Origin of the sequence: Microbacterium paludicola (assembly GCF_015235415.1) — a bacterium.
Classification (GTDB): Bacteria; Actinomycetota; Actinomycetes; order Actinomycetales; family Microbacteriaceae; genus Microbacterium; species Microbacterium paludicola.
Window position 1 is genome coordinate 1 of the sequence record NZ_JADGLL010000021.1, and the last position, 18,379, is coordinate 18,379.

The 18,379-nt window shown below is 72.4% G+C and carries 15 protein-coding genes; 7 read left to right on the forward strand and 8 right to left on the reverse strand.

Annotated features, from left to right (window positions below; translation table 11 throughout):
- Positions 1-292: 292 nt before the first annotated feature.
- Entirely contained in the window at positions 293-1,810 is a 1,518-nt protein-coding gene (locus IR155_RS09525; RefSeq protein ID WP_135114643.1) for a DUF7059 domain-containing protein, read from the reverse strand.
- Between the two features lie 138 nt (positions 1,811-1,948).
- Between IR155_RS09525 and IR155_RS09530 the strand changes: the two genes are divergently transcribed.
- Positions 1,949-2,383: an Hsp20/alpha crystallin family protein gene (locus IR155_RS09530; protein ID WP_135114601.1), complete on the forward strand. Its 435-nt coding sequence runs from the start codon at positions 1,949-1,951 to the stop codon at positions 2,381-2,383.
- Positions 2,384-2,564: 181 nt separating this feature from the next.
- On the opposite strand, the gene galK is transcribed toward IR155_RS09530, so the two are convergent.
- Positions 2,565-3,794, reverse strand: coding sequence for a galactokinase (galK, locus tag IR155_RS09535; RefSeq protein WP_135114602.1), 1,230 nt, complete (start codon positions 3,792-3,794; stop codon positions 2,565-2,567).
- Positions 3,758-5,014 (reverse strand): galactose-1-phosphate uridylyltransferase, encoded by a 1,257-nt coding sequence (gene galT / locus IR155_RS09540; RefSeq protein ID WP_135114603.1) that lies wholly within the window; start codon positions 5,012-5,014, stop codon positions 3,758-3,760. Before galT ends, galK begins: the two co-directional genes overlap by 37 nt.
- A gap of 94 nt (positions 5,015-5,108) precedes the next feature.
- Here galT and IR155_RS09545 point away from each other — a divergent pair, with 94 nt between their 5' ends.
- From IR155_RS09545 to IR155_RS09570, 6 genes are all read left to right on the forward strand, one after another.
- A complete protein-coding gene (locus tag IR155_RS09545) occupies positions 5,109-6,074 on the forward strand; it encodes a LacI family DNA-binding transcriptional regulator (protein WP_135114604.1) in 966 nt (321 codons plus the stop codon).
- 119 nt (positions 6,075-6,193) lie between these two features.
- A complete protein-coding gene (locus tag IR155_RS09550) occupies positions 6,194-8,431 on the forward strand; it encodes a DUF6049 family protein (RefSeq protein WP_135114605.1) in 2,238 nt (745 codons plus the stop codon).
- Positions 8,424-10,040, forward strand: coding sequence for a murein biosynthesis integral membrane protein MurJ (murJ, locus tag IR155_RS09555; RefSeq protein ID WP_135114606.1), 1,617 nt, complete (start codon positions 8,424-8,426; stop codon positions 10,038-10,040). Before IR155_RS09550 ends, murJ begins: the two co-directional genes overlap by 8 nt.
- Positions 10,041-10,177: 137 nt before the next feature.
- Positions 10,178-11,572: an OFA family MFS transporter gene (locus IR155_RS09560; protein WP_135114607.1), complete on the forward strand. Its 1,395-nt coding sequence runs from the start codon at positions 10,178-10,180 to the stop codon at positions 11,570-11,572.
- A complete protein-coding gene (locus IR155_RS09565; protein WP_167760758.1) occupies positions 11,569-11,712 on the forward strand; it encodes an MFS transporter small subunit in 144 nt (47 codons plus the stop codon). The genes IR155_RS09560 and IR155_RS09565 overlap by 4 nt, the downstream gene beginning before the upstream one ends.
- A 75-nt stretch (positions 11,713-11,787) precedes the next feature.
- The gene (locus IR155_RS09570) at positions 11,788-13,116 is read left to right on the forward strand and encodes an HNH endonuclease signature motif containing protein (RefSeq protein WP_135114608.1); all 1,329 of its coding nucleotides are present in this window, start codon (positions 11,788-11,790) and stop codon (positions 13,114-13,116) included.
- A 13-nt stretch (positions 13,117-13,129) separates the two neighbouring features.
- Here IR155_RS09570 and IR155_RS09575 read toward each other — a convergent pair whose 3' ends face one another.
- The 5 genes from IR155_RS09575 to IR155_RS09595 form a co-directional block, all read right to left on the reverse strand.
- Positions 13,130-13,696 (reverse strand): prepilin peptidase, encoded by a 567-nt coding sequence (locus IR155_RS09575; protein WP_167760759.1) that lies wholly within the window; start codon positions 13,694-13,696, stop codon positions 13,130-13,132.
- Positions 13,693-16,161, reverse strand: a complete 2,469-nt coding sequence (locus IR155_RS09580; RefSeq protein ID WP_135114609.1) for a LysM peptidoglycan-binding domain-containing protein — start codon at positions 16,159-16,161, stop codon at positions 13,693-13,695. Before IR155_RS09580 ends, IR155_RS09575 begins: the two co-directional genes overlap by 4 nt.
- Before the next feature lie 128 nt (positions 16,162-16,289).
- Positions 16,290-16,886, reverse strand: a complete 597-nt coding sequence (locus tag IR155_RS09585; protein ID WP_135114610.1) for a hypothetical protein — start codon at positions 16,884-16,886, stop codon at positions 16,290-16,292.
- A 14-nt stretch (positions 16,887-16,900) separates the two neighbouring features.
- Positions 16,901-17,950: a hypothetical protein gene (locus IR155_RS09590; protein WP_135114611.1), complete on the reverse strand. Its 1,050-nt coding sequence runs from the start codon at positions 17,948-17,950 to the stop codon at positions 16,901-16,903.
- Between the two features lie 11 nt (positions 17,951-17,961).
- Positions 17,962-18,378 carry a pilus assembly protein TadG-related protein gene (locus IR155_RS09595; RefSeq protein WP_135114612.1) on the reverse strand — a complete coding sequence of 139 codons (417 nt, stop codon included), beginning with the start codon at positions 18,376-18,378 and terminating at the stop codon, positions 17,962-17,964.
- Between the last annotated feature and the right edge of the window lies 1 nt (position 18,379).

Genomic DNA, 18,379 nt, shown 5'->3' on the forward strand with positions numbered 1-18,379 from the left:
CTCGATAACCGCGGTTGGGTGGAGCGCTGTGCCCCCCACCGGTTGCTGAGCGAGCTTGCGAGCCGAAGCGACCGACCCCAAGCCGCCCGCCCGTGCGAGCCGGTCATCTCGACTCGCTCCGCTCGCTCGATAACCGGGGTTGGGCAAACGCTTGTACCCCTGTGCGAACGAAGTGAGCGTGGAGCGAAGCGACCCCGCAGCGCGAAGCGCTGCCGCAACGGAGCGACAGCGACGGTGCCTCGCTCGCCGAGTGGCGGCGCGGAGCGTCGCCCGAGCGCGTGCGAGCCGCTTCTTAAAAGAAACTCAGGAACCCGTCCACCACCAGCTCGCGCACGCGGGGGAGCAGCTCCGCGCGGAGGGCGGGGCCGTCGGCCTCGAGGAGGTCGGCGATCGCGGCGATGAGCGGGCCGACGGCGAGGTCGCCGTCGCACGCGCCGACGAGGGCCGCGAGGCCGGGGTCCGCCTGGATGGCGCGTCCGAAACCGGCTCCCTGGCGCAGCTCGATGACCTGCGGGTCTCCGATGCCCGGCAGGTGGTGCCTCGCCTCGGTGACGTCGGCAGCGGTGCGCAGCGTGGCGGCGGCGAGCGCGTCGTCGTCCATCCGCGCGAGCCGGTCGTGCGCCTCGAGCGCCTGGGCGAGGTGCGCGCCGAGCCCGCCCTCCGACGGGATGGGCTGCGACACGCGCTCGTACCGGGCGAGCGTGGGATCGCCCTCGGGGCGCCTCAGCAGCACGTAGCCGAAGCCCACCGACGTCACGCCCCGCTCGGCGAAGTCGTCGAGCCACGCGCCGAGCAGCTCGTCGTGGCGCGGCGATCCGGGAGCGGTGCCGCCGTCGCGGATCCACATCTCGGCGTACTGGATGGGATCCAGCTGCTCGCGTTCGATGACCCACGCGTCGAGCGGCACGGGCGAGGACGCCACCCACTCGCGCACCCGGTCGAGGCCGTCCACACCGTCTCGCGTCTCCCAGTTGCCGAGCAGCTGCGCGACCCCGCCGGGCGCGAGGTGCATCCCGACGCCGCGGACGACCTGCTCGACGAGCGCGTCGCCGACCATCCCGCCGTCGCGGTACTCGTAGCCGGGAACTCCCTGCGCGCGCGGCGTGATGACGAACGGCGGGTTGGTGACGATCCGGTCGAAGGTCTCTCCGGCGACGGGCTCGAACAGGCTCCCGAGCCTGGTCTCGATCGCGTCGTCGCGGTTGAGCAGCGCGTTCAGGCGGGTGAAGGCGAGGGCCCGCTCCGACAGGTCGGTGGCGACGACGGACCCCGCGTACCTCCGTGCCCGCAGGGCCTGGATGCCGCATCCGGTGCCGAGGTCGAGCACGCGGCCCGCCGGCGTGGGCAGCTGGAGGCCGGCGAGGGTGAGCGAGGCGCCGCCGACGCCGAGCACGTGATCCTCGGCGAGCGCGCCGCCGCCCGTGGCGATCTCGTCCAGGTCGCTCGCGAGCCACCATTCGCCCGTGCCCTCGGTGTCGAGATAGGACTGGGGCCGGATGATCGCGCGCGGGAGGACGTCCTCGCCGGCCTCGGCGAGACCGAGCCGCTGCAGCCCGTCGGCGCCGAGCGTCGGCAGGGCGGCGTCGACGGCCGCGCGCGACTGGGCGACGCCGAGCACAAGCAGCCGCCCGAGGGTGGCAAGCGCATCCCGTCGTTCGCCGAGGCCGCGGAGGGCGGGCACGCGCAGCCCGCGCCCGATCGCGTCGTCGGCCTCGACGCCCCACGCGGCGCGCAGCGCCTCGGAGCGGAAACGTGCGGCCTGCAGGTCGGCGGCGAGCGCGGCGCAGAGCGCGGCATCGGGGTGGGGCATCACGCCTCCATTCTCGGCGACTTCTTAATCTCCTCTCAGCCACACTTCTGGCACTCTCACCCCGAGAGTGCTAATTCATATATCGAGTCCTCAAGACTCCAGGTCTGAAGCGCCACGAACAGACAGAGGAGGATCACTATGGCGATGTTCTTCGACCCGTTCCGTGAGTTCGACCGCATGGCCGAGCAGCTGTTCGACCGTCAGGGTCCGCGGCTGATGCCGATGGACCTCTACCGCGACGGCGACCACTACGTGCTGAGCGCCGACCTCCCCGGCATCGATCCGGGCAGCGTCGACATCGACGTGGACGGCCAGCTGCTGACGATCCGCGCCGAGCGCACCGCTCGCAGCGCCGAGGGAGTGAAGTGGATCACCCGCGAGCGCTCGACCGGTTCGTTCCTGCGCCAGCTGAACCTCGGTCAGGGGATCGACACGGCCGGCATCTCGGCGACGTACGACAACGGCGTGCTGAGCGTGCTCATCCCCATCAGCGAGAAGGCGAAGCCGCGCAAGATCGAGGTGCAGCGCTCGGTCGGCGGCGCGCAGGAGGTCACGCCCGAGCTGACCGCCTGACGCCCTCACGCACGACACAGGGACCCGGATCCGTCCGGGTCCCCTTCTGTGTGCGGGCGGCGCTCGTCATCTCGACTCGCTGCGCTCGCTCGATAACCGGGATCGCGAGTCTCCGCCGCCGGTTGCTGAGCGAGCGAAGCGAGTCGAAGCGACCCGCCTCCGGGCGACCGTGCGAAACGGATCACGCGTCGCGGCGCACGCCCTCCGAGGGAACGACCGTGAAGGCGTGCGGGGCCGCATAGCCGCGGGCGGCGAAGGCGCGGGCAGCGGCGTCGGCGACCGCATCCACCGCGTCCGCCTCCACGAGCGCGACCGCCGAGCCGCCGAAGCCGCCGCCGGTCATGCGTGCGCCGATGGCACCCGCCGCGAGCGCCGCGTCGACCGCGGTGTCGAGCTCGGGCACCGAGATCTCGAAGTCGTCGCGCATCGACGCGTGCGACGCCACGAGCAGGTCACCGATGGCGCGCGGCCCGCCGGAGGCGAGGGCGTCCACCGTGTCGAGCACCCGCTGGTTCTCGGTCACGATGTGGCGGACGCGGCGGAAGGTGACGTCGTCCAGGATGTCGCGCGCGCGATCCAGATCCGCCTCCGTCAGGTCGCGCAGGGACGGCACCCCGAGGGCAGCCGCTCCGCGCTCGCAGGCGGCGCGGCGATCGCGGTAGCCGCCGCTCGCGTGCGCGTGCTCGACCTTCGTGTCGATCGCGAGCAGGATCAGCCCCTCGCGCTCGAGCCCGAGGTCGACCGAGCGCGTCTCGAGCGTGCGGCAGTCGAGGAAGGTCGCGGCGTCGGCCCGTCCGAGGATCGACGAGACCTGGTCCATGATCCCCGTCGGCGCCCCGACGGCCTCGTTCTCGGCGCGGCGGCCGACCTTCGCCATGTCCAGCGGTGACAGGCCGAGCTGCCAGAGGTCGTTGAGCGCGGCCGCGACCGCCCCCTCGATGGCGGCGGACGACGACAGTCCCGCCCCCACCGGCACGTCCGAGGCGATGGCGATGTCCACGCCGGGCACGTCCGCCGCCGAGCGGCCGGATGCCGCCAGCGCGGCCCAGGCGACGCCGAGCGGGTATGCCGCCCACTCGGGCACCGTGCCGTCCGCCACGGCCGCGCCGGGCGCCCCCGCGAACAGCGTCTCGAGCTCGGCGAGTGCCACCTCGACGGGGTCGGGCGAGAACGTGGAGGCCACGCGGATCGCCAGGTCGGCATGCATTCCGGCGGCCGCATACGTGCGGTGCTGGATCGCGAACGGGAGCACAAAGCCCTCGTTGTAGTCGGTGTGCTCGCCGATGAGGTTCGCGCGCCCGGCCGACGACCAGACCCCCTCGGCGCCGCGGCCGGTCAGGGAGGTGAACAGGGCCTCGGCGTCGTTCAGCGCGGTCACTTCGACCCACCCTGCTGGTTCAGTGAATCGCATGCCGGATCCTCCGTGATCGTGGCGAGGGCCTCGCGCAGTCTGTCCGCCGACTGCTCCGGCGGGATGTCGCCGATCCAGGCGCCCATGGCGGCCTCCGATCCGGCGAGGAACTTGAGCTTGTCCGCCCCGCGGCGCGGCGAGGTCAGCTGCAGGTGGAGACGAGCGGTGTCGCGCCCGATCTCGACGGGGGCCTGGTGCCAGGCCGCGATGTACGGCGTGCCGCCAGCGAACGCGATGTTCGAATCGGTGCGGTACATCGCGTCGACCCCGCGCAGCAGGCGCAGGTAGAGCGGGGCGAGCTCGTCGCGCTCGGCCGTCGACAGCGCCGCGAAGTCGGGCACGTGCCGGCGCGGCGCCATGTGCACCTCGATCGGCCACCGCGCGGCGAACGGCACGTAGGCGATCCAGTGCTCGCCTTCGAGCAGCACCCGCGGCCCGGCCGCCTCGAACTCGATGATCCGCTCGAACAGGTCGGCGCCCTCGCGCTCGATCGATGCAAGCAGGGTCTGCGTGCGCGGCGTCACATACGGGTAGGCGTAGATCTGGCCGTGCGGGTGCTGCAGGGTGACGCCGATCTCGGCGCCCCGGTTCTCGAACACAAACACCTGCCGCACTCCCGGCAGCGCCGAGAGCGCCGCCGTGCGGTCGGCCCACGCCTCGATCACGGTGCGCGCGCGGGTGACGGTCTGGGTGCCGAACGAGCCCGTGCGCTCGGGGCTGAAGCAGACGACCTCGCACCGGCCGACCGACGAGCGGGTGCGGCCGAGACCCGGGGCGTCGAGGTCATCGAGTCCGCGCGCGGGATCGACAGCGGCGGGGGCGTCGCCGGTCGCCTCGTCGAGGGCGGGGCCGAAGGACGGCGAGCGGTTCTCGAACACCGCGACGTCGTAGTTGCTCGGAAGCTCGGACGGGTTGGTCGGCGACTGCGGAGCGAGCGGATCCAGATCGGCAGGCGGCATCACAACGCGCCCCTGCCGGGACGTGGCGACCGAGATCCAGTCGCCCGTCAGCACGTCGCGCCGCATCGTCGCGGTCTCGGGACGCGGCGCGAGGTCGCGCTCGTCGACGCGCCTCTCGGGCGGCAGCGTCGTGCCGGGGTCGTCGAAGTAGAGCAGCTCGCGGCCGTCGGCGAGCCGCGCGGTGCGGCGCACGACGCCGGCGCCCAGCTCGACCGCCTCGGGCACGGGAGCCCCTGCGGGCGGGTTCGCGGAGAACGTCATCGGATTCCTTTGGTCGCAGTGACGTGTGTTGACGTCAACATGCATGATAGGACCTGCGGGTGCTGCATCCGCAACACATGATCGGAGTTCAAGGATGGCGCGCAGTGTCTCGGCGGCGGATGTCGCCCGTCTCGCAGGGGTGTCGGGGCAGACGGTCTCGCGCGTGACGAACGGCTCGGCCCGCGTCGATCCGGCGACCCGTGCGCGCGTCGAGGCCGCGATGAGCGAGCTCGGCTACCGCCCGAACCGCGCCGCCCGCGCCCTGCGGACGGGCCGCACGCACACGATCGGCGTGCTCGTGCGCACCCTCGCCTCGGTCGGCAACGCGCGAATGCTCGAGGCCGTCGTCACCGCGGGCGCGGCGCGCGACCACGCGGTGCTCGTGCTGCCGCTCCGCGACGACACCACCGAGGCCCTCGACGCGGCCTACGCCTCCCTCGCCGACCACGGCGTCGACGGCGTGATCGCGCTCAACGAGGCGACTCCCACGGTGCAGGCGGCCGCCGCGCCGGCCTTCCCTCTGGTCGCGGTGGATGCCGCGCCCGCGCCGGGGCTGACGGCGATCTCGTCCGACCATGCCGGGGGAGCGGCCGCCGCCGTCGGCCACCTCCGCGCGGGCGGACACGCGATCGTCCATCACCTCGCCGGTCCCACCGGCTCCTACGCCGCCGACGAGCGCGAGCGCGGCTGGCGCGAGGCGCAGCCCGGCACCGCGCTTCCCGCGCCCGTGCGGGGCGATTGGACCTCCGCCGCGGGATTCGCGCACGGACGCGCCCTCGCGGCCGATCCCGCCGTCACGGCCGTGTTCGCCGCGAACGACCAGATGGCCCTCGGCCTGCTGCGCGCGCTGCGCGAGGCGGGGCGCGCAGATGTCGCCGTCATCGGCTTCGACGACGTGGTCGACGCGGCCGAGTTCCAGCCGCCCCTGACCACGGTCGCGCAGGACTTCGATGCCCTCGGCGCCCGCGCTGTCGCGCTGCTGCTCGACCGCGTCGCGGGCGGAGAGCCGGGGGCACGGACCGTCATCCCGACCCGGCTCGTCGTGCGCGAGAGCGCCTGAGCGACGCGGGCGACCGGGCGACGGGGCCGTGCCCCTGTCGGTCGATCCACAGGCGCCTCCGTAGAATCGAGTGGATCCGTGGCCTGGGCCTTCCGGCACACCCGCGATCACAGCTCACCATGACGACGGACCTTCCCCGGGGCCGGGCCGCGCGCAGCAGGCGCCGCCTCCACGCCCCTCTCCCCGCTGCGGCGTTCGCCGTGCTCCTCGGTCTGTCGTATGCGACGCCGGTGCACGCCGCCGTCGCCGAGGAGGAGCCCCCGCAGCTCACGGTCGCGGCGGCGTCACGCGGAGTGCTGCAGACCGGATCCTCGCTGACCGCGACGCTCACGATCACCAACCCCGCGGACGAGCCGCTCGAGGGGTCGAGCGCACGGCTGCAGCTCGGTCGCACGCCGCTCGCCGACCGCGACGCGCTGCACGACTGGCTGGAGGGCCCCGACCCCGAGGTCGAGCTCACGCCCGTCGGCAGCGGCCCCGCCGACGACATCGCCCCGGGCGAGACCGACACGGTCGGCATCACCGTCGCGGCCGACCACACGGCGCTCGCGGGGCTGCAGCCCGGCGTCTACCCGCTGCGCGCGCAGTACGGCGAGGCCTCGGCCGACACCGTGGTGGTCGTGCCGCAGGCCGCCGCGCAGCCGGTCGGGCTCGTGATGCCGATCACCGCCCCGGTCGCCGACCGCGGCCTGCTCGACGCCGACCGCCTTGCCCAGCTCACCGGCACCGACGGCGTGCTCACTGCCCAGCTCGACGCCGCGGCGGGCTCCGAGGCGATCCTCGCGATCGATCCGGCGATCCCGGCGGCGATCCGGGCCCTCGGCGAGACGGCGCCCGTCAGCGCGGTGCAGTGGCTCGATCGCCTTATGCTCGCCCCGAACGACCGCTTCGCCCTGCAGTTCGGTGACGCGGATGTCGCGGCGCAGCTGCAGGCCGGGCTGACGGCGCCGCTGCAGCCCCTGTCCCTCGAGGGCTATCTGCCGCCCGAGCCGGCCGAGCCGGATCCCACGCCCACACCGACGGAGTCGCCCGCCAGCACCGGCGACGAAGACCAGGACGGGCTCGACCTCGACGAGCTGCTCGACATCGGCGACGACCCGGGGTCGGTGTACTGGCCGGTCCCCGGACACGCGACCGCGGCGGTCATCGACGGCCTCCACGCCGCCGACCCCGAGGCAGTGACCCTGACGCCCTCCACCGCGACCGCGCAGGGGGCGGAGCTCGCCGGCGTCGCCGCCGCCGGGGTCACCGCCGGCGGGGGAGCGGCCCTCGTGTACGACGGATCGGCCTCCGCGGCTCTCGACGAGGTCGCGAAGGCCCGCGACGAGGGCGAGCGCGCCACGGCCGCCGCCGCGGCCGCCGCGGAGCTCTGGTTCGCGGGACGCGACGTGGGCGGGGCGCCCGTGCTCGTCGCCCTCGACCGCGCCACCCCCGCCCTCGCGGCCGCCGCGGACGAGACGACCGGTGAGGCGCCCGTCGACCTCGAGGCGCAGCTGGACGAGGCGCTCGACGTCGTGACGCTGAGCTCGGCGGTCGAGGCACAGAGCCTGTCCGACCTGCTCGACGCGCAGCGCCGTCGGATCGCGCCGGCCGAGAACGCCCCGAGCGACGTGCGCACCACGTTCGTGAAGGAGATCGGCGACTCCGAGCAGCGCGTCGCCCACACGGCGACCGTGCTCGAGACGCCCGACGTCCTGACGGGGCTCGTGCGGGCCGAGGCGCTGCAGGCGCTCGGGGTCGGCTGGGAGCAGCGGGCGGATGAGTGGCAGGATGCGCTCGGCGCCTTCCGCCAGCGCACCCGCGAGCGAGCCAACGCCGTCGGCATCCAGGATCCGACGCCGGTCAACCTTGTCAGCGCGGGTGCCGATCTGCCCGTGTGGGTGCGCAACGACCTGCCGTATCCGGTCACGGTCACGCTGCACGCCGACCCGCAGGATCTCCGACTCGACGTCGCCGATGAGAAGACGGTGACCATCCAGCCCTCCAGCAGCACGACCGTGCAGATGCCTGTCGAGGCGCGTGTGGGAAGCGGCAACGTCGACATCGAGCTGACCCTCCTCAGCCCGACGGGCGAGGTGATCGGACCGCGCCAGACCGTCGAGGTCGCGGTGCGCGCCGACTGGGAGCGCATCGGGATCGGCATCCTCGTCGTCCTCGTTGTGGGACTCATCGGCACCGGCATCGTCCGCACCATCCTCCGCCGCCGCCGCACCACCGCGGCCGCCGCCCGCGAGACGGATCCGGATGACGCCCCCGAAGCGCAGGATGCCGGGGACGCGCCGGACGCGGACGCCCCGGATGGCGCCGATGCCGCGGTCACGGATCCCCAGAAGACGGAGACACACCCGGATGCCTAGCCTCGGCCGCGCGAGCGCGATGATCGCCGCCGGAACCATCGCGTCCCGCGCAACGGGGCTCATCCGCGCCGTCGTGCTGGTCACCGCGATCGGCGCCTTCGGGGAGGCCTCCGACGCGTTCTCGGTCGCCAACCAGCTGCCGAACTACGTGTTCCAGGTGCTGTCGGCGGGGCTCATCACCGCGGTGCTCGTCCCGCAGATCGTCAAGTGGAGCGCGCGCGAGGACGGCGGCCGCGCCCACCTCTCGAAGCTGTTCACCCTCGGCACCATCGCGATGCTCGCGGTGACGGCCGTGGCGATGCTGCTGGCACCCTGGCTCATCGCGCTGCTCGGCCGGGACTGGGCTCCGGATCAGCGCGCGCTCGGCACCGCCTTCGCCTACTGGTGCCTGCCGCAGGTGTTCTTCTATGGGATGTTCGCGCTGATCGGCGAGACCCTCAACGCCCGCCGCGTGTTCGGCCCGTACGCGTGGGCGCCGATCGTCAACAACATCGTGTCGATCATCGGTTTCGCCGCGTTCATCGTCATCTTCGGCGGGGAGCGCAGCGAGCTGCACCAGTGGGATCCGCTGCTCATCGGCGTCTTCGGCGGCATCACGACGTTCGGCATCGTCGCGCAGACGATCGTGCTGGTGATCTTCTGGCGCCGCACCGGCCTGAGCCTCCGTCCGGACTTCCGGTGGCGCGGGATGGGGCTCGGCGACCTCCGCGACCTCGCTCGCTGGAGCTTCGCGATGCTGCTCGTCGGCCTTGTGGTCTCTGTTGTGCAACAGCAGGTGATCTCCGACGCATCCGGGGACGACGCCTCGGCGACGGTCTGGATGAACGCGTGGCTCGTGTTCATGCTCCCGTACTCGATCATCGTGATGTCGATCGGGACGCCCTACTTCACGCAGCTCTCCGAGCACGCCTCCGAAGGCCGCGACGACGAGGTGCGCGCCGACATCGGCCGCGCGATCCGCACCCTCGGGCTCCTCGTCGTGATCGCGGCCGTCGCCCTGATGGTCGCCGCCGTGCCCGCCTCCCGCGTGTTCACGGGAAGCGAGGAGCAGGCAGTCGCCGCCGCACCCGTCCTGATCGGCTTCCTCGCCAGCCTGGTGCCCCTTGCCGTGCAGTTCATCGTGCAGCGCGCGTTCTACGCGTACGGCGACACGCGCACGCCGTTCCTCTTCACCGCCTTCCAGGCCGCGATCGCCATCGGGCTCGCGCTGCTGATGCCGCTGATCTTCTCGGAGGGCTACCTGGCGGCCGCGGTTGCGTTCTGCCAGTCGCTCTCGAGCCTCGCCCAGGTGATCCTCGCCTCCTGGCTGCTTCATCGGCGCCTCGGCTCGCTCGGGATGGGCACGTCGATCTGGGCGCTGACGCGTTTTACGCTCGCGGCCATCCCGGCGGGCATCGCCGCGTTCGCGGTGTACATCCTGGCCGGTGGCGACGGAAGCTGGATGGCCGGATCGGGCATCGACGGCATCCCGGGCAAGCTCCTCGCCGCGGTCGGCGCGGGCATCCTCGGACTGATCGCGATCGTTGTGTACATCGCGATCCTCGCGCTGTTCCGCGCGCCGGAGCTGCGCACCACGGCGGGCCTCGTCCGCCGCCTCACGGGTCGCTGATCCTCCCGCCGTACCTCCCACTGACCGGGAGGCAGGTCGTCCGACCCATTGTGGCGACCGCCGACCGCCGATAGCTTTCGGGGCATCGCGGCCGGCGCGGGGGAGCGTCATGTCGCCCGGAGTACAAGGGAGTACTTGTGTCGTTTCTCGACAGGCAGCACACGATCGCACCGCCCGGCTACAGCCGCTGGCTCATCCCGCCGGCCGCTCTCGCCATCCACCTCTGCATCGGACAGGCATACGCGACGAGCGTCTACAAGAACGCACTCGTCGCCCACTTCGACACCTCGCTCACGGCGATCGGGATCATCTTCTCGATCGCCATCGTCATGCTCGGGGTCTCGGCGGCGGTGCTCGGCACCTGGGTCGAGAAGGTCGGCCCCCGCAAGGCGATGTTCACCTCGGCCTGCTTCTGGGCGGCGGGCTTCCTGATCGGCGCGCTCGGCATCGCGACGTCCCAGCTGTGGCTCGTGTATCTCGGGTACGGCGTCGTCGGCGGCATCGGCCTCGGCATCGGCTACATCTCGCCGGTGTCGACGCTGATCAAGTGGTTCCCCGACCGGCCGGGGCTCGCGACCGGCATGGCGATCATGGGCTTCGGCGGCGGCGCGCTCGTCGCCTCGCCGATCTCGCGGCAGCTGATGGCGCTCTACGACCCCGCCTACAACCCGTCCGACTCGACGTCGGTCGCCTCCGGATCGGCCGTCGCGCTGCTGTTCCTGACGCTCGGCATCGCCTACTTCCTCGTCATGATGCTGGGAGTCTTCAACGTCCGCACTCCCGCTCCCGACTGGAAGCCCGCCGGCTGGGATCCGGCATCCGTCAAGAGCAAGCCCCTCGTCACGACGGCGAACGTGTCGGCGCGCAACGCGATCAAGACGCGCCAGTTCTGGCTGCTGTGGATCGTCCTGTTCTGCAACGTCACCGCGGGCATCGGCATCCTCGAGCAGGCGAGCCCGATGATCCAGGACTTCTTCCGCGACGGGGAGGCCTCGCTCGTGACCGCGACGACGGCGGCCGGGTTCGTCGCCCTGCTGTCGCTGTTCAACATGGCGGGGCGGTTCGTCTGGTCGTCCACGAGCGACTACATCGGGCGCAAGCCGATCTACATGATCTACCTCGGCGTCGGCGTCATCCTGTACGCGCTGCTCGCGCTCGTGGGCGCCTCGAGCACCCTGCTGTTCGTCGCCCTCGCGGCGATCATCCTGTCGTTCTACGGCGGCGGGTTCGCGACCATCCCGGCCTACCTGCGCGACCTGTTCGGCACGTTCCAGGTCGGCGCGATCCACGGCCGGCTGCTGACTGCCTGGTCGGCGGCGGGAATCGCGGGTCCCCTGATCATCAACGGGTTCCTCGACGCGCGGGGCAAGCCGGGCGAGCTGGTGGCGGTCGACTACCAGCCGGCGCTGCTGACGATGGTCGCCGTGCTCGCGATCGGGTTCGTGGCGAACCTGCTTGTGCGCCCGGTGGCATCGAGGTTCCACGAGCCGCAGAAGGCGACCACGCCGGTCGCGGAGGAGGTGGCGAAGTGAGCGAGCAGAACGCCACAGGATCGGGTGCGCCCGCGTCGCAGACCGCCCGCCTGGTGGTCTCGTGGCTCATCGTGGGAGTGCCGCTCGTCTACGCGCTCGTCCAGACGATCACCTCGGTGCTGCCGCTGTTCGCCGGCTGACACTGGGACGCCGCGCGTTCTCCACAGCCTCCCGACTTTCGAACGGATGTCCGAGGCCTCTGGGATGATGGAGGCATGCCGCGGTTCACGGATTCAGACGACGTCAGCTGGGGGTTCACCCCCGCTGAACGCTCGCGCACCCGTGACGCGATCGAGCAGCTGACGTCGCTCCGTGCGGCGCGGGCGGCGCTCGACGCGCAGGAGGCGCAGCTGCTGTCCGGGGTGATGGGGATCGCCCTGGATCAGGTCGCCCGTGATCCGCACGGCAGTGCCCACGCGTTTCCGGTGCGCTCGATGGCCGCCGAGCTCGCTCTCGCGCTCCGGGAGTCGCCGCGGGCGATGCAGTCGCGGATGGACCGCGCCCACGAACTGGTGGAGCGATTCCCCGCCACGCATGCAGCCCTGCGGGCGGGCCGGATCACCGAGCGCCACGCCCGCGAGATCGCCGCGGCGGGATCGGATCTCCGAGACGACGACGCCCGCGGCGCTTACGAAGCGGACGCGGCCAGGGTCGCCGAGCACACCACCCCGCAGCGCACGAAGGCGGCCGCGCGCCAGATCGCCGAGCAGCACCACCCGGTGACCCTCGCCGAACGGCACGAGAGGGCCCGGGCCGATCGAGCGGTCTCGCTCGATGACCTGCCCGACGGGCAGGCGATGCTCACGATCATCGGTCCCGCCGTGCCCATCCACGCCGCCTACGACCGGCTCACCGGCTGCGGACAGGCGGTGAAGCGCGACCGCCGCGCCGTCACCCGCGCACTTGACGGCGTCGAACCGACGCCGGAAGACCCGGCGTACGTGAAGTACACCGACGATCGACACCTCGCCCAGCTCCGCGCGGACATCGCCCTCGACCTCCTCCTCACCGCCGAGCCCGCGGGGCACGACCTCGACAAGGCGATCACCGCGACGGTGGAGATCGTGATCCCCGTCGCCACGCTGACGGGGCTGGATGACGGGCCGGCTGCTCTCCTCGGCGGAAGCGGCCCGATCGACCCGGACACCGCTCGCCGCCTCGCCGCCGGCACGGCGGGCTGGGAGCGACTGTTCCTCGAGCCTGACACCGGGGCGCTGCTCACCGTCGATCACTACACGCCGACCGCAGCGCAGCGCCGGTTCCTCCTCGCCCGGGACAAGACCTGCCGGGTCCCGGGATGCGAGACCAAGGCCAAGCACTGCGACATCGATCACGTCGTGCCGTACTCCCGCGGCGGCCCCACCGATGTGACGAATCTCTGGCCGGTCTGCGAGGGACACCACACGATGAAGCACCACGCACCATGGGGGTTCGAGCAGCTCGCCCACGGCGGCACGCGCATCCACAGTCCCGCCGGATACGACTACACGTACGGCCCGACCCCGATCCTCTACATCGGAGGAGGCGGCCCGGCGCCGTTCTGACGCCCGGGCCGGATCAGTCCTGCAGCGCGGACACCAGCACCCCGGCCATCACCAGCAGCGTGCCGCCCACGAGGTACGGGCCGAAGGCGAGATGGCCCGGGGCGTCGGGATGGCGCCGGCGTCGGATCAGCCCGACGATCGCCTGCGGCAGCGCCAGGATGCACGCCGCGAGCAGGGCGACAGGCGTCAGCTGCCAGGCGAACAGGCCGAGGAGGAGGCCGATCGAGAGGCCGAGCTTCACGTCGCCGAGCCCGAGGCCTCCCGCGAGGCCCATCAGGAACAGGATCAGCGCGAAGCCCAGCGCGGTCAGGGTCGCGACGACCGCCATCGGGATGCCGTCCCCGACGATCGCGGCGACCCACACCAGGGCCGCCAGGAAGGCGGCGAGCGGCAGGGTCAGCAGGTCGGGAAGCCGCTGCTCGCGCGCGTCGACCACGGCGAGCGCGATGCCGACCAGCACAAACGCGGCGAGCGCGATCCACCGCAGGGCACCGCCGGCGAGCCCGAGCGCGGCCCCGACGACCGCGGCCGCCCCGACGACCGCGCCGAGGCGGGCCGGGGTCGTCCGGAGAGCGGTCAACTCGCGGCGGCGGCGCGACCGCTGAGGCTCGCGAGCACCTCGTCGACGCGCGTCGCGCTCGCCCACCCGTAGACGCCCGCAGGACCGGTGAACGGCGTGCCGCGCACCTGGGCCAGGGCGTGCTCGGCAGCCGCGGGATGCACGGCCTCCCCGTCGGCGCGGCTCACGGCCGCAACCGCGGTCAGGTCGGTGACGACATCGGGGTGAAGGCTCATCCCGTCGCCCGCGTATGGCACGTACGGGGTGCCGTCGTCGGCCGTCCCCATCCACTGACGCAGATCGTTCACGCGGGTGCGAAGCAGGGCCATCCGCGTCGCCTCGTCCTCGATGTGCGGCATCAGCAGGTCGGCGACGCGCTCGGCGGGCTGCCCCGGCCAGGTCACGAGCAGCGCGGCGAGCTCGAGGGCCTGCGCCATCGCGGTGCCCGACGGGCGTCCGGTCGCCTGATTGATCGGCGGCACGCCCCGCACACCGCGCAGCTGCACCGGTCCGAGCACAAGCACCGCGGGGCGGTCGTCGCCGTTGTCGGATGCCCGCGCGGCCATCGCGGTCGGGGCGGAGTCGATCGACACGGGAAGCGTGTCGAGGTCGTCGCCCTCGTCGACGGTCGCCGCGGCGAGGAGTTCGGCGAGGGCCGTGCGCTCGCGCGCCCCCAGCAGCTGCGGGTGGAACGGGATCGACACCGGCGTCCCCGGCAGCTCGAGCCGGGCGCTGGACACGTCGTCGACGACCATCCGCCATCCCGGATGCGCCTCGTCCACGACGATCGAGACCGGCGCGGTTGCATACCGAGCGCGCGTGTTCAGGATCGCCGCGCGCTGCGCGTCGCTGAGCGGCTCGCTGAAGAGCATGAGCTCCGGGGCCCACGCCTCGGCGCCCCCGGGACGCACACGTGCGGCGCTGAGCGTCGGCACACCGAGCCGCGCGAGCCCCGCGTCGGCCGCAGCGGCGAGGGCGTCCACCCCGTGCAGCGCGTCCGCCGCCGTGTCGACGAAGCGGGTGTGGCGCGAGGACAGCTCCCGGGGCACTGTGACGTCGTCGCCGACGACCGTCACGCGCAGCTGCTCCGACCACGGGTTGAGCGCGACCTCCAGCAGCAGCGCGGTCAGCACGCTCTCGCGGAGCGTCTCGTTCGCGCACACGAGAGCGAGGGATCCGAGGCGCTCGAGGTCGGCGAACAGGATGCCGCCCGCCGCGTCGCGCCCGATGCCCGCCAGGGCGGGGTACGGCGCCGGCAGCCCACGCCCAAGCGCGGGAAGCTCGCCGAGACCGGCGGGACCGAGGCCGATCGACCACACGAGACCGGCGTCGTCCGCGCGCGTGTACGGCGCCGGCAGGCCGGCGGGCCCGGTGAGGTACAGGGTCAGCGCATCGGCATCCGCGCGCGCCACGTACACGGCCGGCAGCGGCGCACCGGTCTGCGACGCCCACGCCGCGAGGTGGCCGAGCACGGTGTCGATCGCGGTGGCGCCGGCGAGGTCGGCGGCCTCCTCCAGCCGCCGCTCGTAGTCGACGGCTGCCGCCGACAGCGGCGCCGCGGAGGCTCCGAGGGATCCGGCCCGACGGCGGGCACGGCGCACGGCGAGCAGCCCCACGAGACCGGCCGCGAGCACGCCGCCGACACCGCCGGCGGCCGCGGCCGCCGCGACCTCGGCACCGCCCGCGCCTCCACCCTGATCGGCGGCCGCTCCCGAGTCGGCGGATCCGTCGGCTGATCCGGCGTCCGATCCAGTCGCCCCGCCGTTCTCGACCGTCCCCGCGCCGGCATTGCTGTTGCCCACGGGCACGGCGATCTGGGTCACTGTCGTGACGGTCTTCACCGTCGGGACGTTGACGGTCTGTCCCGGGAAGATCAGATCCGGATCCTCGATCCCCTGCGATGCGGCGTGGATCTCGGGGTAGCGGGCGCCGTCGCCGAGCTCCTGCTCGGCGATGTCCCACAGGGTGTCGCCACTGACGATCGTGCGCTGCTCGAGCGTGTTGACCTGCTCCTTCTTGACCAGGTTCTTCACCACCGTCTGCGGCGCGGCCGCCTGGGTCGCCGACGCCGAGCTGGACGAAGAGCTCGACGACGAGGTGGGGGAGTCCGCCGCGATCGCCGCTGTCGGCGCCACGCCGACGGCGAGGATCGTCGCGATCAGCACGCCGGCCGCCTTCTGCTGCCAGCCGAGGCCCGCGATCCGGATCGGGCGCCGCGAGCGCCCCGCGGCTCCGAGCTCGGCGAGCTGGTTCGGGATCTCGATGAGGAACCCGATCGCGAACGTCGCCCAGGCGATCCAGCCGACGAGCGGCAGCACCGTGCCGAGCAGGAACGACCCGCTGTAGTCGGGCAGCGTCATCGCCCGCACGAGTTCGTCCCACGACGGGATCGGATTGCCCGCGAGGAACACAAGCGCGGCCGGGATGCCGACGAGCAGCGCCGCCGTGAGAATCAGCGCGAGCAGCGCCTTCACGATCCGGATCATCCTGTTCTCCTTATCCCCCCATGAGCCACGCGGGCCCTGGTTTCGGATGCGTCCTGTCTGTCGACCCTAGGACTCTCGCGCCCGGCTGGCGATGGGCACGACGGCCCGGGGTCACCCCTCGGCCAGGCTCAGCCGGCGCACTCGTCCGACTCGTCCTGCAGCGTGTCGAAGCCGGTGACGTACCAGCGTTCCTCATCGGGCCAGTAGGCGAGCGTGAGCTGGTCCTTCCAGGGGCCGAGCGGCGGCACCTCCTCGCCCGCGGCGTCCTCGCCGACGGTGTCGCTGTAGTCGGCGCAGCCGAACAGCGTGACCGCTCCGAACGGCACCTTCTCGCCCGCGAAGGTCGACTCGGAGGCGAAGCTCTGCCCGTCGAGCAGAGACCACTTCGTGCCGCCCTTGGTGATCGTGATGCCCGCCTCCGCGTCCGAGTTCTGGATGTTCTGGACGGTGTCGAGGGCGGCGTCCCGCGCGACCTCCTCCAGCGGCGAGACGTCCGTGGGGTCCTCGCTGAGAGTGACCTCGTCCCAGATCCGGAAGAACTCGAGCGCCACCTCGTTGGCGGCGGCGATCGCCTCGTCCTGGGTGGTGACGGCCGTCTTCGTGGGGGTGGGCGTGGGTGTCGGTGACGCGCTCGACGGAGCGACAGAGGGTGCGTCACTGCAGCCCGCGAGCAGCAGCCCGCCGAGCAGCAGCGCGCCTGCCATCGTCATGGCTCGCTTGTTCATGCACTCTCCTTCGCTCAGCCCGCGGGCGAGGTGTTCACCGTCTGCAGCTCGTTGACCTCCACGCGCGTGGTCGATGTGGTCGTGAGCGGGATGGATCCCGACCGGCCGCCGGCCGTCCAGTCGAACACCCAGTTGGTGGTCTCCGTCACCGTGAAACGGTCTCCCGGCTGGTCCGCGCTGGTGCGCGAGTACACGTGACCGCAGTCGGGCGACTCGCGCCATCCGAATCCCGCCTGGTAGGGCTGCCCGGCCGTGCCGCAGGTGACGGTCGTACCGTCGCCCATGTTCCACTGGAAGGACGTGATCCGCATCGTGCCCGTCACGGCGAGCCCGCCCTCGGAGTCGGACACCGACCACCCCTGCGAGGTGCCTTGTCCGGGGTTGGCGACCCACATCCACACCGGCACCCCCACATGGGTGCGACGATGACCCCATTCCGGATTCGTGCGCGGGGCCATGCCGATGTCGATCGGCTCCACGGTGAGGCGAGCGAGCACAGCCGCTGCGGCGACGCCGGGGTCGATGGTCGGCTCCCCGTCCGCGATCCAGACGAAACCCGGGGCGCATGGGCCGATCATCAGGTGGAGCGGCTCGCAGTACATCGTGCCGCAGTGGTACCACGTGCCAGGTCCTTCTCCCGCCCCCAGCATCGGCGGGTGCCATCCCTCCGGCGTCTGCCCCTCTGCCGGTTGCGGGTCGACGGGCGTGATGTAGCAATTGCGCGGCGAGTACCAGGTCCAGCCGCCGACCGAGCATGGCACTTCGCGGTCGCCGGAGTAGCACTTCGGCGGCTCGCCGCCGCCGGTGCTGCCGGTGTCCTCGTCGCTGCCCTGGTCGCCGTTGCCTTCGCCCTGGTTTCCGTCATCGCCCGAGTTGCCGTCACCCACGTCGCACGTCCGTGAACCACAGCCGGCGGGGCCGTTCCCGTTGCCGTTTCCGTTGGCCGCAGCGGGAACAATTGCGGGGCTATCGGCAGCCGCCGGGAGTGCCGGCATCAGCATGGCCAGCACGAGCACGATCGCCGCGATCACGGCGTGCATCCGGGACAGCGTTCCTGTCGCCATCTCATTTCTCCTCATCGGCTCACCAGGTCCGCGCTCGCCGACGCGCTCACCGGCAGGCACCCGATGCCGATCGCCGACAGGAACTGCGTCGGCTGGCACTTCTCGACGCTCACGTGCAGGCTGTCGCCCTCGCGGACGGCGGAGCCGCCGTATCCGGCCGCATCCATGTAGCTGCGTGCCTGAGCGGCCGCCGCGTCGCCGAGGCGCACCGTGCCGCTGTCGATCGCGCCGCCCGCCTCGAGCACGTTCGCGCCGGCGCGCGCTGCGGCCTGTGCGACGGCGTACGCCTGGGTGTGTGCGTTGGCGTTTGCGGCGCCGTCGATTCCCAGCCCGAGCAGGGGGATGATGCCGATCATCAGCACCACCATCAGCATCGTGACGTTGCCGCGCTCGGCGGCGTCACGGATGCGTTCGCGGATCCGGATCATC

Coding starts and splice junctions, on each gene's coding strand:
- IR155_RS09530 (WP_135114601.1), top strand. CDS start 1,949: ATGGCGATGTTCTTCGACCCGTTCCGTGAGTTCGACCGCATGGCCGAG.
- galT (WP_135114603.1), bottom strand. CDS start 5,014: ATGACGTTCTCCGCGAACCCGCCCGCAGGGGCTCCCGTGCCCGAGGCG.
- murJ (WP_135114606.1), top strand. CDS start 8,424: ATGCCTAGCCTCGGCCGCGCGAGCGCGATGATCGCCGCCGGAACCATC.
- IR155_RS09590 (WP_135114611.1), bottom strand. CDS start 17,950: ATGGCGACAGGAACGCTGTCCCGGATGCACGCCGTGATCGCGGCGATC.
- IR155_RS09570 (WP_135114608.1), top strand. CDS start 11,788: ATGCCGCGGTTCACGGATTCAGACGACGTCAGCTGGGGGTTCACCCCC.
- IR155_RS09545 (WP_135114604.1), top strand. CDS start 5,109: ATGGCGCGCAGTGTCTCGGCGGCGGATGTCGCCCGTCTCGCAGGGGTG.
- IR155_RS09525 (WP_135114643.1), bottom strand. CDS start 1,810: ATGCCCCACCCCGATGCCGCGCTCTGCGCCGCGCTCGCCGCCGACCTG.
- IR155_RS09580 (WP_135114609.1), bottom strand. CDS start 16,161: ATGATCCGGATCGTGAAGGCGCTGCTCGCGCTGATTCTCACGGCGGCG.
- IR155_RS09585 (WP_135114610.1), bottom strand. CDS start 16,886: ATGAACAAGCGAGCCATGACGATGGCAGGCGCGCTGCTGCTCGGCGGG.
- IR155_RS09550 (WP_135114605.1), top strand. CDS start 6,194: ATGACGACGGACCTTCCCCGGGGCCGGGCCGCGCGCAGCAGGCGCCGC.
- IR155_RS09595 (WP_135114612.1), bottom strand. CDS start 18,378: ATGATCCGGATCCGCGAACGCATCCGTGACGCCGCCGAGCGCGGCAAC.
- galK (WP_135114602.1), bottom strand. CDS start 3,794: ATGCGATTCACTGAACCAGCAGGGTGGGTCGAAGTGACCGCGCTGAAC.